The organism is Microvirga makkahensis (assembly GCF_009830105.1).
GTDB lineage: Bacteria > Pseudomonadota > Alphaproteobacteria > Rhizobiales > Beijerinckiaceae > Microvirga > Microvirga makkahensis.
The window spans coordinates 22,244-37,783 of the sequence record NZ_WURB01000004.1 but is presented as its reverse complement, the minus strand read 5'-3'; the positions used below and the strand labels follow the sequence as shown (position 1 = coordinate 37,783).

Below are 15,540 nucleotides of genomic sequence, written 5' to 3'. Positions count from 1 at the left end.
CGAGCCCCGAGCCGTCGCCGGCCGGCGACGTTCCCCCCGGACCTCGCCTCAGAAATTCCTGTCGCACTCACGATACCTCAGCCTACGGCCTGACCCGTGCAGCGGAGAGATCAGGCAGACGGCGTGGTCTTGTAGTAAGCGTCGACCCTCGCGCCGTACTCGTCATCCGTGAAGGGATCCTCGCCGGCGCCATAGCGTGGAGCTTCAGCCAGCCGGTCCTTGTTGACATCCACCACATAGCCGCCCAGCCGAGTGTCATAGGTCAGCGCCCGCCAAGGCAGCGGATGGTAGTTCTCGCCGATCCCGAGAAAGCCGCCGAAGCTCATCACCACATAGGCGACCTGGCCCGAAATCTTGTCGACCATGAAATTGTACACGGTGCCGAGCTGCTCCCCTGCCCGGTTGAACACCGGGGTGCCCTCGACCTTGCTGGAGGCGATCAGACGCCGGGTCTCGTCAAGGGCGACGCCCTCGCCCGAAGGATCGAGCTCCAAAGAGCCCGGCTCGCGGATCTGTCTTTCGTCGGGCAGTTTCGTCGGCATGACAGCGTCCTCCCGGAATTGAACGTCGTGATCGTGAAGGCTGTTCCCGCTTGGCTCAGGATCCGCCGCGACATGCCGGGTGGATGCGTGGCCCTGTCACCGGCATGGAGGAAGACTTGCGCAGCCGCACAGCCGACCTTGGTGCCTCATGACGGATGGTCTGCTGGAGCCTTGCAAAATCCTCCTGAGCTTTCGCCCGCGGACGCGGGCCGCATCGTGGCCAATACGGCCCGCCGCTCCTTCGAAAGCCGCCGGTCACGCGCGGATGGGTTCGTGGACCGCCACTTCTCGCTGGCGGGCTCGGCCGCCGTCCACCGCCGGGCGGTTGGCTGGGATATCAGGCGGTTGGCTGGGATATGCTGAAGGCGCCCGCGAACATCGCGCTGGCGGCGCCACAGCTCGCTACGAAGATTGCCGCGGTCGGAGAAGGCCATCGGCGTCGAGAGAGCCTCGGCGTACCTGAACTCGCGCAATCTGATGTTCGAGACGGCAGTCGGCCGCGAGATCGAGTGGCTGATCATCACGGACCTGCTCGAACTGCCCGTCCGGCAGAGGAGCGGGAATCGGAGACGGAGCGCGAGGAGATCGGCTTTGTCGCCCGCCATCCCTACGCAGCGCGGTTGCTGGATCTGCTCGACCTGCTCGGCAGCGCCTACCGACTCGCGAAGGAATGAGGAGTTCGTCGAGCGACCTTCCCCTGTCCCGCTGGGCGGTGTCGCGAACAGCCCGCGGAGCACGCCCGGACGTGGCCTGTCCACAGGTGAGCCGGTCTTCCAGATATGCTATTGTTCGGCTGCGCGTTCCGCTGAGTCCTTGAGACGATCCTGGATATGGAAGGAGACGACCATGGCCCACCGCGAGCAGCATGGAAACCGAGAGGCGAAGAAGCCGAAGAAGGAGAAACCCAAAGGAGGCGGGCAAGCTCAGTCCTCCAAATGGGCCGTGAGCGAGATCGTCGAGGCGCGGACGGACACCAAGCATTAGGCTCAGCCACCAGGGGCCTTCCGCCCAATCAGCAACCGGACATGCCAGGCCGTGACGGCCCGGGTGTTCGTGACCAACCTGGGGAAGCGGCAAACGCGGCCGTTGGACCATGGATTCCGTGAGCCGCTCTTTGCGATAACCGTTTCCCAGGTGAAGCTCTGCCGCGTCTCGAGGCAAAGGCGGGAACAGACCATCTCACCCCGAAGAGTCAAGCCGAAGAGTCAAGCCAGGTACAGAAGGCCGCCATTCTCGTCTGTGAGACCCGCATTTTAACCAGCCGTTTACCATGTTTTTACATCCTCTCCCCTGATGAGAATTGGAGTTGCGATGGCTGGAGATCACCAGAAGTCTGGAAATGGCCGACTTGGCAAGGCCGCCCAGGTCCGGATCGGCCGCAGACTGCGCCTGGTTTACCGACCGATCATTGGCGCACCAATCCCGGACGACTGCATCGACCTGCTCCTTGCCCTGCGGCGGAAAGAGCGCGAGCAAGCTCGCTCCGCATGAGGCCCTGTGGGAGCTTAGGGGCTTGGAGCATCGGACGCGAAAAGTGGACTTGCCCTTTCGGGAGCCCCTCCGATGCTTCTTCCTTGGACGGGAGCACCCTTCAACGCGCTCCCTCGTGCCCGTTGGATGCGCCAGCGCGAGGCCAGGTCTTCGGCGCTCCTGAGATCGAGAGCGCGCAGCCCGGCCGACAGGATTGCTTCAGCGCGACTGCCCGCTGAAGCATGGCGCAAGGGACAGCAACGAGCCGGTACGGAAACGCAGCGTCCACTGCCTTAGGAGGCAGACCGCGTCTCCGCCGGGATCGTAACGAACAGCCGATCGAAGTCGGGCGGGGCATGCTGCAGCCCATCCGCATCCGTGATGAGAACGTCTTTCATCCCTTCCAGGGTCAGAGCGCGGGCCTTCTCCGCCGCGGCGGCTGCGGTCTCGCAGGTGACCGCCACAGCTCCCTGCTCCCCATTTCCGGTTACAACGAAGAACATGCCGCCTCCCTTTGCTGCGCGTAACAATACTCTCTCAAGTTCATGACAAGCTGTGCCGACGCTGTCGTGGGCCGCGCTGGTTCGGACTTCAGCCTGTTGCCCCTCGAATTCATCGTCGCGGTCACTGGCGCGCCTGCGACCTGCTCGACATGCGGGGTTCGCGATCTTAACGGGAAGGATTCCCGAGAGTCCCGGAGCAAGAGTCCCGGAGCAAGAGTCCCAGCGCCTCTGCATCCCGCCACAATCGCTTGGAGCGGCCATGTCACGCCGATGTCTCGCGAACACTCTCAAAATAGTCGGCAAGTATTGCAATGCAATGCTCAAACTGAGTACGCAAAAGCATATTCGAGCCAGATCAATTCTGAACAAACGTTCATATACAAGTGCCACGCTTAAAGTTATCCGCGGCTTTTGTGCTTGGGAATCAAGCGCTTCATCCCATGATATCAGCGAGAACACTTACCACAATGACAGCCCGTTTACCGTCTATAGGGAACACCGCCCCGGGAAGAATGTTTGTCCGCTAGCGCGGGCTCACGGGAGCCCGGTCGTGAATGGAGGTTACACAGATGCGTATAGCGTTGCTGACGACAGTGGCCGCTGCGGCTTTCTCCCTGAGCCTTGCGGCTGTCGCCCAGACAAGCGGCGGTTCTTCGAGCGGCTCGTCTGGTGGTTCATCGGGCGGAACAACCGTCGCGCCCAGCACGTCCGGCGGCGGCTCCGCAGGCACTTCAGGCGGAGCCAGCGGTGGCGCCTCGGGGAGCACATCGTCTGGGACATCGGGCACGTCAGGTGGGACTTCCGGCGGCACTTCCTCAGGCGCGTCCGGAGGGACCAGTGGCGGCACCAATTCGAGCGGCGCAGCGAGCGGCACGACGTCCGGCGGCGCTGCATCCGGCACTTCTGGAGGCACGGCTGGCACGAGCGGTGGCGCAGCAGCGGGTGCAAGCAGCTCGACCACGGTCAACATCACGGGCGAACAGCGCACCCGAGCTGTTGAGACGCTTCGCAGCGTGAACATCAGGCCGGTGCAGCAGAACATCACCATCTCGGTGGGTCAGACCGTTCCCACGACAGTGACAGAACTCGTCGACTGCCCGACCACCCTGGAGAGCCTGATCACGGGCGTGCGCGACTGCAAGGTCGTGCTGGTGGATGACCGCTACTACATCGTCGAAGGCAGCAGCCGCCGTGTCGTCACGGTGATCGAACGGTAGCCCGAAAGGAGCGCATTCGCGACAGTTCATCGGACCCCGCGTGGCTTCGCAACGCGGGGTTTTTGCCGACGGGGTCCGCTTCACCGCAACCATGCGGGGCTGTGCAGAAACAAGCGGGCTGGAAGGGATACAAGAGAGGAGATTGCCAAGGAATCTTCTGCCCATCTGATTGTGACCAGGGACGTCGGCCTTCCAGGCGACCTCGACGCCGCGGCGATGAAAGCGACCGGTTCGGGAGTCCGGGACGCGGCAATCGGGGATTTCGAGGGCATGGAGGGGAAAGGGCAAGGAGGGTTCTTACCCGTCTGACAGCAGGCCGTGCAGCTGATCGCAGCAGCGCTTCGCCTCAACCTGACACGGACAATCCCTGCCGGCGGCCCGCGAGACCCTCGCGGCCGGGAAGATGCGCAGAGGCCCACATAGCGGCTTGAGTCCGATTGGCCGCCCCGATCTTCCTCAAAATCGTCTTGACGTGAACCTTGACTGTCACCTCGGCCACATCGAGCTCGCGCGCGATGACCTTGTTGGCCGCCCCCTCCATGAGATGTCTCAGCACCTCGGCTTCTCTCGGGGACAGCTTGGCCTTCTTGTGCGCCTCGGAGCTGTTCCCCGAGAAGGCAAGGCCATCGAAGGACTTCGGCGCAGAGGCCGCCTCGCTCCCGTTCAGGAGTGAAGTCATCACAACGGGCGGCAGAATTTCCTCTCCCAACGAAATCAATTCAAGCGACTTGATGAGAACGTCACGGCTGCTCCCCGACAGGCAGAAGCCGTGCACGCCGGCCGCATGGCCGAGGCGCACGAAGGCCAGATCGAAATGGTCGGCAATCACGGCAATTCTGGCGCTGGAATGCCTGGTCCTTAGGAGCCTCACAGTCTCGAGTGTCTGCTCGCCACAATTGCCGCCGGCGATGATGAACAGATCGGGCTCAGCGCCGGGACAAGGGTTGGGCAGGGCCGCCACATCGTGGACCATGCCCGCCACGGCGTAGCAACTCCCCTCGAGAAGATGGCGGATCCCGGTATCGATCAATGGATTCTTGGAAATGAGAACAGCCTTGATCTGTCTGACATGGTTACCTGCAATCCGCCTAGCTGCTTCATAAGACATTGGCCCGCCCCCCGGAATATATTCGAAATGTCGCGCTGCTTCCGTAAGGGTACCCAGCCGGCGGAAGCGATCAAGACATAGGCCAAGTGGTCTAACACCTAAGGAGTATGATCTAACTCCAAAGAACAGCCATGAGAAACGCAAAACTCGGAAATAGAAACGCAAAATTCAGAAATCCGCCTTCGTTATCGAGTCGATGGCGAGCGAAGCCCGCCTTGAGCCAGCGTCGATCGGAACGGCGCCGCGCTGGGACCCCGCCAGGCCTCCCGCGCCTTGCTATTCGGCCGCTGATGTCGGAACGGGTGCCGGAGCACTCTCCTTCCGGTTCTTTCTTTCCCGTGTCACCAGCCTGAAGAACAGGGGCACGAACAATACCGCCAGGAAGGTGGCAGCCAGCATGCCGCCGATGACACCAGTCCCGACCGAATGGCGGCTGGCCGAACCGGCGCCGGTCGAGACGGCGAGCGGTACGACGCCCAGGATGAAGGCGAGCGACGTCATCACGATGGGGCGGAAGCGCAGCCGCGCAGCCACGAGCGCGGCATCGTAGACGGAGGATCCCTCGCGGTAACGCTCGGCCGCGAACTCGACGATCAGGATCGCGTTCTTGGCCGCCAGGCCGATGAGCGTGACGAGGCCGACCTGGAAATAGATGTCGTTCTCGATGCCCCGCAGCCAGATGGCGAGGATCGCCCCAAAGACGGCGAAAGGCACGGCGGTGATGACGGCGAAAGGCAGCGACCAGCGCTCGTATTGCGCGGCCAGGATCAGGAACACCATCACGAGGCCGAGCAGGAAGCCTTGCGATCCTGTCCCGGCCGATTGCAGTTCCTGGTAGGCCGAGCCCGTCCAGCCGATCGAATAATCGGGCGAAAGGGTCTGCGCCACAACCTGCTCCATGGCGGCGATCGCCTGGCTCGACGAGAAGCCTGGAGCCGGGTTGCCCTGGATTTTCGCGGCGGGGAACACGTTGAACCGGTCGACCACGTCGGGTCCGGCGGTGCGGACGGTGGCCAGAAGGACGTTGAGCGGGACCATGGTCCCATTGCTGGAGCGCACGAATACGTGCCGCAGATCCTCGGGAGAATGCCGGAACTCCGGTTCGGAGGAGAGACTCACCCGGTAGGTGCGTCCGAACAGGGTGAAATCGTTCACGTACAGGCTGCCGAAGGTGCTCTGCATCGTATCGAAGATCGCCGAGATCGGAACGCCCAGCGCCTTCGCCTTGTCGCGGTCCACGTCGATCCGGTATTGCGGCACGCCCGTGTTAAAGGTGGTGGAGACGCCGGTGAGCTCCGGGCGCTGATTGGCGGCCTGGATGACCCGTTGGGCCGCCTGCGCTAAGCTCTCCAGGCTGCCGCCGGAACGGTCCTGAAGATAGAACTCGAACCCGCCGGTGGTGCTCAGGCCCATGATGGGCGGCGGATTGAAGCCGATCACGATTCCGTCTCGGAAATTGACGTTGAGAGCCGCGAAGGACGGAGCGAGATTGCGGGCGTCGAGACGCGGATCGGTACGCTCGGACCAATCCTTGAGTGAGACGAAGGATACGCCGGCATTGGTCTTCTGCGCGCCCGACAGAAGATCGAACCCAGCCAAGGTCACCACATCGGCGACGGCCGGATGCTGGGTGGCGCCCTCCGTCACCTTGCCGGTGATGTCGAGCGTGCGGTCGAGAGAGGCTGCGGGCGGCAACATCGACACGACGAAGACGTTTCCCAGATCCTCGGCGGGCACGAGACCGCCCGGGACCCGCTCGAACAGCCACCATGTGGCGCCGAGCATCGCCGCGATGAGCATCAGCGCCAGGACCGCGTGGCGCAGGAAGAACGCCGTGCCGGACGTGAATGCTCCGGTCAGCCAGTCGAACCCGCGGTTGAAGACGCGGAACGGGCGCCACGGCTCACGATGCCCCTCCTTGAGCAGAAGCGCGCAGAGGGCGGGGGTGAGCGTCAGGGCCACGATCCCCGAGATCACCACCGAAACGGCGATCGTTACGGCGAATTGCCGGTAGAGCTCGCCGGCGAGGCCGCCGAGAAAGGACACCGGAATGAACACCGCACAGAGCACGAGCACCACGGCGACGACCGGCCCGCTCACCTCGCGCATGGCCTGAATGGCGGCCTCCCGGGGCGGCTTCTCCTCCGTGGTCATGATGCGCTCGACGTTCTCCAGCACGATGATGGCGTCATCCACCACGATGCCGATGGCGAGGATGAGCCCGAAGAGCGTGAGCAGATTGATCGAGAAGCCAAGCGCGTACATTCCGGCGAAGGTGCCGATGATGGAAACCGGCACGGCGAGCAGCGGAATCAGCGTCGCGCGCCAGTTCTGCAGGAAGAGGAAGACCACGATCACAACCAGGACGATGGCCTCGACGAAGGTGCGGATCACCTCCTCGATGGAGACCTCGATGAATGTCGTGGTGTTGAACGGCACGTCGTAGCGCAATCCATCGGGGAAGCGCTGCGAGAGCCGCTGCATCGTGGCATCGACAGCGGCCGACACCTCCAGCGCGTTAGCGTCGGGCTGGAGATAAATGCCGATGGGAACGGTCGGCGCCCCGTTGAGCGTCGCCACGGTGGAATAGTTCTGGGACCCCAGCTCCACCCGCGCGACATCCTTGAGCCGCAAGGCTCCGCCGTTCTCGTCCGAACGCAGGATGATCTGCTCGAACTCCCGTGGGTCAGCGAGGCGCCCCTGCGTCGTGACCGAGTAGGTGAAGGCCTGACGGCCCGGCATCGGCTCCTCCGCGAACCGGCCAGCGGCGAACTGGGCGTTCTGTTCGCGGATGGCAGCCGCGATGTCCCCCGGCGTCAGGTTGTACTGGGCGACCCTGTCCGGCCTGAGCCAGATGCGCATCGCGTAATCCGACGCGCCGAAGAGCGAGGCATCACCGACACCGGGCGTGCGGCGCAGCTCGTCGATGACGTTTACCAGCGCATAATTGGAAATGTAGATCGTGTCGTAGCGCCGGTCCGGCGAGGACAGGGCGACGATCTGCAGGATCGAGGAGGAACGCTTCGTGACCGTCACGCCTTGCCGCCGCACCTCCTCGGGCAGGACGGCGGTCGCGCGCTGAACGCGGTTGCTGACGTTGATCGTCGCCTGGTCGGCATCGGTTCCGGTCTGGAAGAAGACGGACAGGCTCATGGTGCCCGAGCCGGTCGAGGTCGACTGCATGTAGATCATGTCCTCGACCCCGTTGATCTGCTGCTCCAGGGGCGCGGCAACGGTCTCGGCAATGGTCTCGGCGCTCGCTCCCGGATAGGTCGCGGAGACCACGACCTGGGGCGGCACGATCTCGGGATATTGCGCGACGGGCAGGATCCGCATGGCGATCAGCCCGACGAGCACGATGACGACGGACAGGACGGAGGCGAAGATCGGACGATCGATGAAGAACTTCGAAATCATGGGCGCGCTCCCGATGCCGGTCGGCCCTGTGAGCCAAGCCCCGCGGAGCCGGTTGCTTCCGGCGCCTGGACCTGCATCGGAGCCGGCCTGACCGGTTGTCCCGGACGAACCCGGATCACGCCGTCGGCGACCACCCTTTCGCCTCCGCTCAGGCCCTCACGCACCACCCAGCCGCCCGGGACCTCCGGCCCCAGACGGATCGGCCGCGCCTGGGCGATATCGTTTTCGCCCAGAACATAGATCGTCGGACCTTGTGGTCCCTGGCTCACCGCCTGCTGCGGGACCACGATGGAACCGGGAAGCGTGATGCCGGTGATGCGCACGCGCACGAATTGGCCCGGAAGCAGAGCGCCCTCGGGGTTCGGAAAGATCGCCCTCGCCTGGATCGTTCCGGTCTGCGGATCGACCCGCTGGGCGGCGGTATCGACCTGGCCGGGACGAGGATAGGATGCTTCCTGCCCGAGGAGCAGCTCGACCTTCAGCTCCTTCTCGGAGATCGGCCTTTCCCTCCGCTCGTTCAAAGCGCGGAAAGCCCTGTTCTCCTCGTCGGTGAAGGAGAAGTTCACATAGGCCGGATCGAGCTGGGAGATCGTTGTCAGGAGCGTCTGCTGTGCCTGAATGAGAGCGCCGACCGGAGGGGATTGCAGGGCCGTGGTCCCGGTGGCGGGCGCGGTCACCGTCGTGTAGCTCAGGTTGAGCCTGGCATTCTGGACCTCCGCTTCTGCGAGCTGCACTCCGGCCCGGGCCTGATCCCGCTGGGAGCGGGCCTCCTCGAGCTGCACATCGGTGGAGACGCCGCGGCGGGCGAGCGGCTCGACGCGCTCGAAATTCTGCTGGGCCTGGTACAGCGCGGCCTGGGCCTGCTGCAACTGGGCCTCAGCCCGGCTCAGGGCCACCTCGTAGGTGGCCGGATCGATCCGGAAGAGCACCTGGCCCTCCGTGACGCGCGCACCCTCCTCGAATTGGCGCTCGAGCAGGAGGCCGCCGACGCGCGGGCGCACCTCCACGTCCCGAAAGCCCGCGACACGCCCGGCATACTCCACTGGATAGGGAATCTCGGCCGGTTGCACGGTGATCACCCCGACCTGGGGCGGAGGAGCGGCCGACGCCGACGCGGTCTGGGGCACCGGAGAATCCTCGGAGGGCCGGAACATGAAGACGTAAAGGCCAAAGGCAAGCGCCAGACCGGCGACGGCGATGAGAAGAATGTGCTTGACCACGTCGTCCTCCGGGCGACCGGAACGAACCTGCCGGAGAACGGCCCGCCTCGGTCCTGCTATCCAACGGCGGACAGACGCTCTGGTTCAGCTGCTTGACGAGAGAGCGCGGCAATCGCACATGATTGATCGGTATCTTATCTGCCCTGGCAGCAGACCACTCCCTCGCTCCCGCCGGATACGCCTTGAGGCTGGCCCGCGTTGAGCAGGACCGCGAGCGAGTCGCCATGAGGATCCGGGATAACGCTGCGCTAATCCAGCGCCACAGTCCAAGTGATCGCCCGCTTGCGCCCGCCGCAGACGGCGCGCACCACGCTGGTCGGCTCCATTTTCAGATAGCCGACGCTCTCCCAGCCCAGGGGCGGGTTCTGACGGCCTCGCATGGTTTCGATCGTGCAATCTGGCTCCGACAGGCGAGCTCTGACTTTTCTCCCGGTGGGCAGCGTGACATCGAAGCCGCCCTCAACAAGATCCGGTCTGAGATCCCGCGCGAGATGGAGACTGCTGACGAAAATCTGCTCCGACGAAGCGGAAAGCTCGTCCCGGATCATGAGCGACCGGCCGGGCACGTAACGAATCTCCCTGGCCTGCGTGAAGGTATCCGTCTTGGACGCGCCCGGTCTCTCGATTTGTCCGGTGACGACAAACGCGTCACCCTCGCGGGCGAGCGCCCTCAGCGAGGAACCCGTCATCGTGACATCCGCCGGAGCGATCTCCCGGCCGAGGAGACTGATCGTGTTATGTGCCGCCGCACTCTCGACATAACGGCGCATCGGATCCGTGTTGTAGCCGTACTTGCCGCTGTCGATGAACAGCGGCCTGCCATGTTCGAAAAGTACGAAGCTAAGATCATCCGCATGCTTGTGCGTAAGGCTATAGGCCATCCCTGTCACGAAAAGCATAGAGTCGTGATCGCGGATGATCGCATAGCCGGACTTCGTGAAATCCGCTGCCTTCGGCGGAGCATCACGAGCGACCGCGAGCGGTTTCCCCCGCCCTGCGGTGTCCCCCACAGCGACCATGCTGCCGTCGGGTGCAATAAACCATGGCTGGATCTTGGCCGCCCTGGCGAGGACGCTTGCAACAACGGGATCATCGAACCGCTTGGTCCCGCCCAGTCGTTCGATCGTGCGCCAGGCAAAGCCGTGATAGAATGGCGAGTGTTCGCGATGAACACCTTCCTCCGTATACTGTGCCTTGAGAATCTTGGAGAACATGCGCGAGGCGAAGTCACGTCCATTGGCGCAGGATTCCCGATCAGCCGCCACACGGCACAGTAGCTCCAGGCCGAAGACCTGGAACAAGCCATGGTTGCTTTCGGAAATGAAACTCTCGTCCTGCAAGCGTCGCGCATGCTCGTCCACGAGAGCCAGGAGCCGGCGTGTCTCATCGCGTGAAAGGTCCAGGCGGCCGGCATAGTAGCGGTCCAGGAAAAGAGCGAGCTTCATCGCCCGAATGCCGGCTGCCATGTCGTACCACGCCATGGTGGAATTCCTGCCTTGCTCATAATGGTACGCGAACCAATCGAGGGCGAAGGCGAAGGCCCGATGCAGGTTCTCCGTCCGGCTCTCGAAGTAGCCGGCCAGGAGCGGATCCATCATTCGCCAGGCATGAAGCTGAAACCTCCAGTTCTCATCCTTGTATGGATTCGCATCCCAATCGAGAGGCAGCTGGAGCGGCCAGGGTTCCAGATCCTTTCTGGGTCTGAAGAGAAGATGTGTTCCGTCGGTCTGGGGCGGCAGCTTGCCAAGATTGATGTCTTTTCTGCCGACCTGAGACACATAGCCCTGCGGCCGCTCGACAGGATGCGGAAGATCCAGGCTGCGAGAAGCGCCCACAACGAAGTAAAGGGCCGTGCCTAGGGCGGCTACTCCAAGCAACAGGAGTGCTGCCTTCATATATGTCCGGCGGCTCATTGTTCCCGCTTTCCTGCTGACCCGGTTCGTGAGCCTTACACCGTAGGAAGCCATGCGGTGCAGACAGTTGGATGGTTTCGACCTCAGGGATGGAGGGGTGCTGCGTGATCAGCGATACATCCAGGAAAGGCATCAAACAACATATTATGACGGCATGGCCACTGGAGGCAGGCGAGGCACTGGCGGATGACGGGGCCTCCCATCGGCCGCCTATCGGCGCTGCTTCCACGGACGTGGAGTCATCTCTCTTCTTTGGTTTGCGACTTTATGGCGGCGAACCGACCCGTCGTCAGTCAAAATGATGGGAGCGGATCGTGAATCATGACGATCACGATCCGCTCTGAAAGCCAGACGAAGAATGGCAACAGGGGGCGTTCTGCACGCCCCGCCTGCCGCACTCAGCCGAACTGGTTCATCGTGTTGTGCGCACCGCCAGCCTTGAGCGCGGCCTCGCCTGCAAAATACTCCTTGTGGTCGTCCCCGATGTCGGACCCGGCCATGTTCTGATGCCTCACGCAGGCGATGCCCTGGCGGATCTCCTGGCGCTGCACGTTGCGCACATAGCCCAGCATGCCCTGATCGCCAAAGTACTCCCTCGCCAGATTATCGGTGGAGAGCGCCGCCGTGTGGTAGGTGGGCAGCGTGATGAGGTGATGGAAGATGCCCGCGCGCCTGGAGCCGTCCGCCTGGAAGGTGCGGATGCGCTCGTCGGCCTCCTTGGCGAGATCGGTGTCGTCGTATTCCACGCTCATGAGCCTGGCGCGGTCGTACTGGGACACGTCCTTGCCCGCCTTCTCCCAGGCATCGTAGACCTGCTGGCGGAAGTTGATGGTCCAGTTGAAGGACGGCGAGTTGTTGTAGACGAGCTTCGCATTCGGGATGACTTCGCGGATGCGGTCGACCATCCCGGCGATCTGCTCGACATGCGGCTTCTCGGTCTCGATCCACAACAGGTCGGCGCCGTTCTGCAGAGCGGTGATGCAGTCGAGCACGCAGCGGTCCTCGCCTGTTCCGGGACGGAACTGGAACAGGTTGCTCGGCAGCCGCTTGGGCCGAAGGAGCTTGCCGTTGCGGTTGATGACCACATCGCCGTTGACGCAGTTCTCCGGCGTGATCTCCTCGCAATCGAGGAAGCTGTTGTAGAGATCACCGATGTCGCCCGGCTGGCGGCTGAAGGCGATCTGCTTGGTGAGGCCGGCACCCAGGGAGTCGGTGCGTGCCACGATGAGGCCGTCGTCGACGCCGAGCTCGAGGAAGGCGTAGCGCACGGCGCGGATCTTCGCGAGGAAGTCCTCGTGCGGAACGGTGACCTTGCCGTCCTGGTGGCCGCATTGTTTCTCATCCGACACCTGATTCTCGATCTGGAGGCAGCAGGCTCCCGCTTCGATCATCTTCCTGGCGAGCAGATAGGTCGCCTCCGCGTTGCCGAAGCCCGCATCAATGTCGGCGATGATCGGAACGACATGAGTCTCATAGGTGTCGATGACACTGAGAAGCTCCCGCTCCCTGATCGTATTGCCGCTTTGACGCGCGGCATCGAGATCGCGGAACAGCATGCCGAGCTCCCGGGCGTCCGCCTGGCGCAGGAAGGTGTAGAGCTCCTCGATCAACGCGGGAACGCTGGTCTTCTCATGCATCGACTGATCTGGAAGCGGGCCGAACTCGGACCGCAAAGCCGCGACCATCCAGCCGGAGAGATAGAGATAGCGGCGCTTGGTGGAGCCGAAATGCTTCTTGATCGCGATCATCTTCTGCTGGCCGATGAAGCCATGCCAGCAGCCCAGCGACTGCGTGTAGAGAGAGGGATCGGCATCGTAGGCCGCCATGTCCTCGCGCATGATCTTCGCGGTGTAGCGCGCGATGTCGAGACCGGTCCGGAAGCGGTTCTGAAGGCGCATGCGAGCCACGGATTCCGGATTGATTCCGTTCCAGGTGCCGGCCTCTTCGATGATGCGGTGAGCCTGTGCGATCTGATCTTGGTAAGCCACGTTCGTGTTCCTCGCTTCTGGACAAGTTGAACGAGGAATTATCCGGCGCGTTCGAGCTCCGGAAGGCGAGTTAAGGTCCAGGTGTGAAGCTTTACAATTGGGGCTCTGTCAATTTGCAAATCATTGACATTGCCAGCGGACAAGCCCCGCATTGATTTGCTTGGGAATTTTTCTTTCCCGACTTTTCACGTTCCGACCATCCGGCCAGAATACACCTTAAGTCTATGTCTTATCGGATGGAAGACCAGCACCCGCGCGGTCAGGAAAGGCGCCCTGACAAGACCCTCCAAGCGGCCGGAAGGCCGTGTAAAGAACTTACAGCCGCATCGTTTTCCAGCGAGCATGCCGTCTGCTTCGCGCAAAGGCTTCCTATGACCTCGATCGGTTCCGATCCTTGGCGGTCCCCCGCGGACTTGGGCGGGTGGCGATGTAGAGCGCAACGCTTCCCATGATGGCCGCAAGGATGAAAGGCACGTAAGCGCTTGGAACCAGCCAGACGGACACCGCGTAGGACAGCGCGAGCGCCAGGAGCGCATAGATCTTCGCGCGCGGGGGAATCGCGCGCTGATCGCGCCAGGTGGTCAGAAGAGGGCCGAAGCGGGGATGCTCATAAAGCCGTTCCGCCAGTTCCGGATTGGACCGCGCGAAGCACCATGCGGCCAGGATCACGAAGGGCGTCGTCGGCAGCAGCGGCAGCACGATTCCCGCAAGGCCGAGCACGAGGCTGGCATAGCCGACGGCAAGGTGAAACCTGCGCATATGTCCTTCCTGCTTCTCTGCCTCAGGGATGAGGATAGAACGCGCGGCTTCCCGGATCGTCCCGGACGGCCGGTCAGCGCAGCAGCTCCTGCTCCACGCTCGCCCCGATGTTCAGAAGCCTGTGATCCTCGCCGTGCCGCGCCATCAGCATGAGGCCGACCGGACGCTCGCAATCGGCCAAGGGCAGAGACAGGGCGGCCAGGTCGAACTGGTTGGCCACCTGCGTGTTGCGCAGGATGAGCGCGTCGGTCTCGTTGTAGAGCTGCTCGTCGGACTCCAGCGGCGCGATCAGCGGCGCCGCGATGGCCGTCGTCGGCAGGGCAACCACATCGACAGGCGCCAGGTGCCGGTCCATGGCCTGCACGAGCGCATGGCGGCGGCGCATCATGCGCAGATAGACGTGGGCCGGAACGGCGCTGCTGCGCACGAGCCAGTAATGGACACGCGGATCGATCTCGGCTGAACGGCTCTCGAGCCAATCCGCATGAATCTCCGAGGCCTCGATGGAGGCGATCGAGGCCGCGGCCGTCGTCTCCCGCATGGCGAGAAGGAGATCATCGAGCGGATGATCGACGATCCTTGCGCCGGCCTGCGAGAGGCGGCTCAGGGCTTTCTCGAAGGCCCCCTCGACCATCGCCTCGCTGCGCGCGAACAGGCGTCCGCGGGGAACGCCGATCCGCAATCCTGCGAGGGGATAAGGTTCCAGCCTGCGGGGCTCCTCCCCTGCCATGACCGCGTCGGCAAAGGCGCAATTCTGCACGGATCTCGCCAGGGGGCCGATGGAATCGAGGCTGGGCGAAAGCGGAAAGGCTCCATCCAGCGGCACGCGCTTGGCGGTGGGCTTGAAACCCACGACGCCGTTGAGCGCCGCGGGGATGCGCACCGAACCACCGGTATCGCTGCCGATGGAGATCTCGGACGTTCCCTCCCCTACGGCGACGCCCGCACCCGAGGACGAGCCGCCGGGGATCCGCAAGGGATCGACGGCGTTGCCGGGAGTGCCGTAATGCGGATTGAGGCCAAGACCGGAGAAGGCGAACTCCACCATGTTGGTCTTCCCCAGGATCACGGCCCCCGCCTGCCGCAGGCGGTGAACGACGGCCGCGTCCCGCGCGGCGGGTGCAGCATCACGCAGCACGGCGGAGCCTGCGGTCGTCGCCTCCCCTGCCACGTCGAACAGATCCTTGACGGAGACGAGCGCGCCATCGAGCGGCCCCAGGGAGATTCCCGCCTGCCTGCGCGCATCCGCGGCATCCGCGGCGGCCCGGGCGGCCGCGGCATAGATCTTCGTGAAAACCCGCTCGTCGCTCTCCCGGGCGGTCAGCCGCGCCAGGATCATCTCGAGCTTGTCCCGCACCGTCATCATGAAATCACCCGGATCCGATCAGCCTTCGAAGCCGCAA

At 63.6% G+C, this 15,540-nt stretch carries 12 protein-coding genes; 3 read left to right on the top strand and 9 right to left on the bottom strand.

Annotated features, from left to right (window positions below; translation table 11 throughout):
- Positions 1-110 precede the first annotated feature (110 nt).
- On the bottom strand, positions 111-542 hold the full coding sequence (locus GR328_RS06805; RefSeq protein ID WP_160883775.1) for a PRC-barrel domain-containing protein: 432 nt from the start codon (positions 540-542) through the stop codon (positions 111-113).
- A 509-nt stretch (positions 543-1,051) separates the two neighbouring features.
- On the opposite strand from GR328_RS06805, the gene GR328_RS26840 reads away from it, so the two are divergent.
- Together GR328_RS26840 and GR328_RS06795 are read left to right on the top strand one after the other, a co-directional pair.
- Entirely contained in the window at positions 1,052-1,216 is a 165-nt protein-coding gene (locus GR328_RS26840) for a hypothetical protein (RefSeq protein ID WP_205789806.1), read from the top strand.
- A 172-nt stretch (positions 1,217-1,388) separates the two neighbouring features.
- A complete protein-coding gene (locus tag GR328_RS06795) occupies positions 1,389-1,526 on the top strand; it encodes a hypothetical protein (protein ID WP_160883773.1) in 138 nt (45 codons plus the stop codon).
- Positions 1,527-2,305: 779 nt separating this feature from the next.
- Here the strand turns inward: GR328_RS06795 and GR328_RS06790 are convergent.
- Positions 2,306-2,515 carry a hypothetical protein gene (locus GR328_RS06790; RefSeq protein WP_160883772.1) on the bottom strand — a complete coding sequence of 70 codons (210 nt, stop codon included), beginning with the start codon at positions 2,513-2,515 and terminating at the stop codon, positions 2,306-2,308.
- Between the two features lie 569 nt (positions 2,516-3,084).
- On the opposite strand from GR328_RS06790, the gene GR328_RS06785 reads away from it, so the two are divergent.
- Positions 3,085-3,732 carry a DUF1236 domain-containing protein gene (locus tag GR328_RS06785; protein WP_160883771.1) on the top strand — a complete coding sequence of 216 codons (648 nt, stop codon included), beginning with the start codon at positions 3,085-3,087 and terminating at the stop codon, positions 3,730-3,732.
- A 346-nt stretch (positions 3,733-4,078) separates the two neighbouring features.
- Here GR328_RS06785 and GR328_RS06780 read toward each other — a convergent pair whose 3' ends face one another.
- The 7 genes from GR328_RS06780 to GR328_RS06750 form a co-directional block, all read right to left on the bottom strand.
- Positions 4,079-4,762, bottom strand: coding sequence for a LuxR C-terminal-related transcriptional regulator (locus tag GR328_RS06780; protein WP_160883770.1), 684 nt, complete (start codon positions 4,760-4,762; stop codon positions 4,079-4,081).
- 354 nt (positions 4,763-5,116) lie between these two features.
- Positions 5,117-8,254, bottom strand: a complete 3,138-nt coding sequence (locus tag GR328_RS06775) for a multidrug efflux RND transporter permease subunit (protein WP_160884055.1) — start codon at positions 8,252-8,254, stop codon at positions 5,117-5,119.
- Positions 8,254-9,477, bottom strand: a complete 1,224-nt coding sequence (locus GR328_RS06770; protein WP_160883769.1) for an efflux RND transporter periplasmic adaptor subunit — start codon at positions 9,475-9,477, stop codon at positions 8,254-8,256. Before GR328_RS06770 ends, GR328_RS06775 begins: the two co-directional genes overlap by 1 nt.
- A 248-nt stretch (positions 9,478-9,725) precedes the next feature.
- Positions 9,726-11,390, bottom strand: coding sequence for an alginate lyase family protein (locus GR328_RS06765; protein WP_160883768.1), 1,665 nt, complete (start codon positions 11,388-11,390; stop codon positions 9,726-9,728).
- Between the two features lie 398 nt (positions 11,391-11,788).
- On the bottom strand, positions 11,789-13,378 hold the full coding sequence (locus GR328_RS06760; RefSeq protein WP_160883767.1) for an isocitrate lyase: 1,590 nt from the start codon (positions 13,376-13,378) through the stop codon (positions 11,789-11,791).
- 369 nt (positions 13,379-13,747) lie between these two features.
- Entirely contained in the window at positions 13,748-14,137 is a 390-nt protein-coding gene (locus tag GR328_RS06755; RefSeq protein WP_160883766.1) for a YbaN family protein, read from the bottom strand.
- A gap of 73 nt (positions 14,138-14,210) precedes the next feature.
- Entirely contained in the window at positions 14,211-15,503 is a 1,293-nt protein-coding gene (locus tag GR328_RS06750; RefSeq protein ID WP_160883765.1) for an amidase, read from the bottom strand.
- Between the last annotated feature and the right edge of the window lie 37 nt (positions 15,504-15,540).